A 3636-nucleotide genomic window follows, 5' to 3' on the forward strand; every position below is an offset into this window, starting at 1 on the left:
TCTAGTGCTAGGGGCGCGTCCAACTGCGATAGTCATGAGATTGAATCTCCAAATCGTTATAATTACAGTTTTTTTTCAATGAGGTTGGCATCTCATTACCGCCCTCATACAGAAAAGCAAATAGATTGTCAATCTAGTTTACAATTTTTTACTGTCTCTAATCTTATTGTAAATAACAATAGGTAATTTTTCCAGTATGTTTTCAAATTTACCGATTTTTTTTTGCGACTCTACCTGAATGCTCTGGTATGCGGAGAACCTAATACCAGGGAATAATTACAAGTGGTCAATCGTTAATTTTTTTTTAATATTTCGCAAACTATGATTCTCATTTTTGACCGTCTACTGTTAATGTAAGGCTGACGCTAAAATTAGACAAAATAGTTAAATTTAATTAAGGTTCCATGTTTACTATCGATTTAGCACTAAGAAATACAGCTTTCCCCGTATCGGTTCAACGCAAGACTAAAGAAGATGCTGAAGCTGCCTATCAGCTAGTTTTATCAGCAATGCGTTCTGGCAATCCAGAAATTATAGAACTTGACTGTGAAGGTAAGGTCGAGAAAAAAATTGCTATTCGCGTTCATGAAGTTTCTGGGATACAGATGACTCAAAGAGATGGTGCAGCGGGTGGAAGCGGTAAACCACCTGGTTTCTTTGCTTTAGCTTCAGAGTAGAGAAGTGGCATAGAAATGGCAGAAGTAGGTATCTCCGTAAAAGATTTAAACTTTGACTGGTCGAATGGAACGCAGGTAATTAAATCTTGCTCCTTAGAAGTACCTAACGGTGAATTTTGGATGCTCCTGGGTACAAATGGTAGCGGGAAGTCAACTCTACTTAGACTAATAGCAGGGCTACTAACTCCTAAAAGTGGTGAAATTAAGGTTTTGCATCCCGTTGGTTTTGTCTTTCAAAACCCAGATCACCAATTAGTAATGCCTACCGTTGGTGCTGATGTGGCTTTTGGGTTAGTACAAGAAAAGTTACCATACGAGCAAGTTCGGGAAAGAGTAGCAGAAGCGCTGAGTGCGGTAAATTTACTTTCACTGCAACGTCGTCCGATTTATGCTTTAAGTGGCGGACAAAAACAGCGGGTAGCTATTGCAGGTGCGATCGCTCGTCGTTGTGCGTTGTTGTTGTTAGACGAACCAACCGCATTACTTGACCCAGACAGCCAATTAGAATTGGTCGCTGGTGTCCGTAATTTAGTTAAAAGTCGAGGTATTACAGCCCTTTGGGTAACACATCGTCTCGATGAATTGAATTACTGTGATGGTGCATTTCTACTCGAACAAGGCGTTTTAATTGATAAAGGAGAGCCTGCGCGTCTCAAACAACTTTTGATGGAATTGCAGGGAGGAATTAATTAATATTTTCTTTCTTCACGTCTTCTCTCTTAAGTAATAAATTAATTACAAATTGTCAAAAAATAAGCGTGTTTACTTTGAACGCGCTTATTTTTTTGTCCTTTATCCTTTATTAATAATAGTTTTGTAATATTATTGGAATTTTGGCTTATGTAACATAGTGTTACAAATATTGTTTGAACTATTATAAGAGTTATGAATGAAATTTGTAAAATCTAGAATACTGTGATTGATAACCATGTCTTCTCCATTTCCCCCAGCCGTTTTATTAGTAGACGGTTATAACATAATTGGCGCTTGGTCTTGTTTAAAGAAAACTTGCGAAAACGTCGGATTAGAGGCTGCACGCAATGAGTTGCTCGAAGCTTTAGTTAGTTACAGTGCATTTACGGGCTATCAAACTCAAGCAGTGTTCGATGCTCATTTTCAAAGAAACTGTAGCAATGAAGAAGTTGTCACAAAGCTTGTCACAGCTTTTTACACAGATTTTGGGCAAACAGCAGACACGTACATCGAAAAACTCTGTGCCTCATTGCGCCACAAAGTAGCTCAACGGCTATTATCTCGCGTAGTTGTTGCCACCTCAGACCGAGCGCAACAGTTAACTGTACAGGGGTATGGAGCGGAGTGGATATCTGCACAACAACTCTGTTGTGAAATAGATACTACTGTTTGTCGCGTTCGACAAAAATATAAATCGCGCAAAAAAACTAATGGTAGACTTCTAGCTAATTCTATTGATGCTAAATCGCGGCAACGTTTGGCTGAATTACGAATGGGTTTGAAGTGAATACTCGTTAATAAGCGCGATAAGAGCATCTATTAACTATAGAGATTGATTGAATACCGCTATTTGTTGGTACAAGATCAAAATTTTAAAAAAAAGTTGATAAAGCTACTTGCCAAATTCTGTTTTTGGCTTTAAGATGTTTAATCGTAGTCCTCAGTAGCTCAGTGGTAGAGCGGTCGGCTGTTAACCGATTGGTCGCAAGTTCGAATCTTGCCTGGGGAGTTTAAATTAATTTCATATTTTGTCGCTGGTTGCTTTTAGCTTCTGATTCATTTATTGATAAGAGTTATTGGTAATTAGGGCATCGGTGAAAGATAAATTGCTTTGAAGCAAAAAGTTAGAGCGATATAAAAAATTCAAAGACGCGGTGAGAAGAAATTCCCTGTCTCCGCGTCTTCTTGTATCCGTAGGATCAAAGTTATTGCCCAATAGCAATGGTCGCTACATCAAAAGCTCCCAATCGCTTGAGGCTTCCTGTTGCTTTATCTACAAGGTGTAGGAATTTGGGGGTTTCGTATCTACGACCACCTAAAGCGTATAATTCGTTGTTATCCGCACAAACTAAACCGCTAAAACCGTTGTTCCAAACTCCACCTTCAAAGGTTACTGGTATTGTCTTACCTGTTGTTATATTCACAAAACTCGTATCACCTTGGAAGTCAGTTAAAAATGCATAGCGATTCCCATCAGCACAGATAACTACATTTTGGTATTCTTTGTCCGCAGGTAGTTCGCTAGGAATTTCTATACTAGGAACTTCTGCTTCTACTTGGGTGTTAGCTCCTGGCTTTACTGCGGTTGTATTATTAACTTGCGTCTCTGTTTGTTTTTTAGGAACTTTAGTCGGTGCAGTTCTCTTCTTGACTACTCCACTTTCGGAATCGACATCAACAATTTTTCTGCTTCCGGTTCCGTTTTTGTTTTTAACTACCCCAGCGATAGAGCCATCGGGTAGTTTTATCAACTCTAGAGACTCATCTTTGGCAATTCCAGAGACTTCTTTAGTTTCTACAGAGTCTCCGTTGATAGATAACAAACGATTGGAGATGTTTTTATCTGAAGCGGTTGCAGTAGTCGCAACTATCAAAGCACCTTTCTTAGAAACTGCGAAACCACTTAGTTGTTCCCCTCGTCCTAAAATTGGTTTGGTTTTTTTAACAGTTTTAGTTTGACCGTTGGAGACATTGAAAGACGTAATCACAACTGGTCTTTTTAGATTAGCATCGTCTTCAACACTAGAAATTTCATCATTTTCCGATTCAGCTATACTATCTGAATCCACTAGGTCAGAAGTATTTGTAGCAACTTTACCGGGAGTTACACCTAAAATAACAACTCCCGGAGTTTGAGCAACAGTTTTGCTGATTAAACCACCGATCGCCACCGTAGCACCAGAAGCGATCGCAATCTTACCAAAACGTCTTCGCGTTATCAATTCCATATTCGACTCCTGTTAATTATTAATTTCGTTATGGGTGA

General features: G+C 39.0%; 4 protein-coding genes and 1 tRNA gene. 4 read left to right on the plus strand and 1 reads right to left on the minus strand.

Features of this window, described 5'->3' with window-relative positions:
• The first annotated feature begins 404 nt into the window (after positions 1-404).
• The 4 genes from VB797_RS34780 to VB797_RS34795 all read left to right on the plus strand — a co-directional run bounded on the left by VB797_RS34780 (position 405) and on the right by VB797_RS34795 (position 2379).
• The gene (locus tag VB797_RS34780) at positions 405-677 is read left to right on the plus strand and encodes a hypothetical protein (RefSeq protein WP_323242362.1); all 273 of its coding nucleotides are present in this window, start codon (positions 405-407) and stop codon (positions 675-677) included.
• 15 nt (positions 678-692) lie between these two features.
• The gene (locus tag VB797_RS34785) at positions 693-1370 is read left to right on the plus strand and encodes an ABC transporter ATP-binding protein (RefSeq protein ID WP_323242363.1); all 678 of its coding nucleotides are present in this window, start codon (positions 693-695) and stop codon (positions 1368-1370) included.
• A 235-nt stretch (positions 1371-1605) separates the two neighbouring features.
• Positions 1606-2157, plus strand: coding sequence for an NYN domain-containing protein (locus tag VB797_RS34790; protein WP_323242364.1), 552 nt, complete (start codon positions 1606-1608; stop codon positions 2155-2157).
• A 150-nt stretch (positions 2158-2307) separates the two neighbouring features.
• Positions 2308-2379: transfer RNA gene (locus VB797_RS34795), tRNA-Asn, on the plus strand.
• Between the two features lie 196 nt (positions 2380-2575).
• Here VB797_RS34795 and VB797_RS34800 read toward each other — a convergent pair.
• Positions 2576-3598 (minus strand): hypothetical protein, encoded by a 1023-nt coding sequence (locus tag VB797_RS34800; protein WP_323242365.1) that lies wholly within the window; start codon positions 3596-3598, stop codon positions 2576-2578.
• Positions 3599-3636: the final 38 nt, after the last annotated feature.

Origin of the sequence: Rivularia sp. UHCC 0363 (genome assembly GCF_034931125.1) — a bacterium.
Classification (GTDB): domain Bacteria; phylum Cyanobacteriota; class Cyanobacteriia; order Cyanobacteriales; family Nostocaceae; genus Rivularia.

Coding starts and splice junctions, on each gene's coding strand:
- VB797_RS34780 (WP_323242362.1), top strand. CDS start 405: ATGTTTACTATCGATTTAGCACTAAGAAATACAGCTTTCCCCGTATCG.
- VB797_RS34785 (WP_323242363.1), top strand. CDS start 693: ATGGCAGAAGTAGGTATCTCCGTAAAAGATTTAAACTTTGACTGGTCG.
- VB797_RS34790 (WP_323242364.1), top strand. CDS start 1,606: ATGTCTTCTCCATTTCCCCCAGCCGTTTTATTAGTAGACGGTTATAAC.
- VB797_RS34800 (WP_323242365.1), bottom strand. CDS start 3,598: ATGGAATTGATAACGCGAAGACGTTTTGGTAAGATTGCGATCGCTTCT.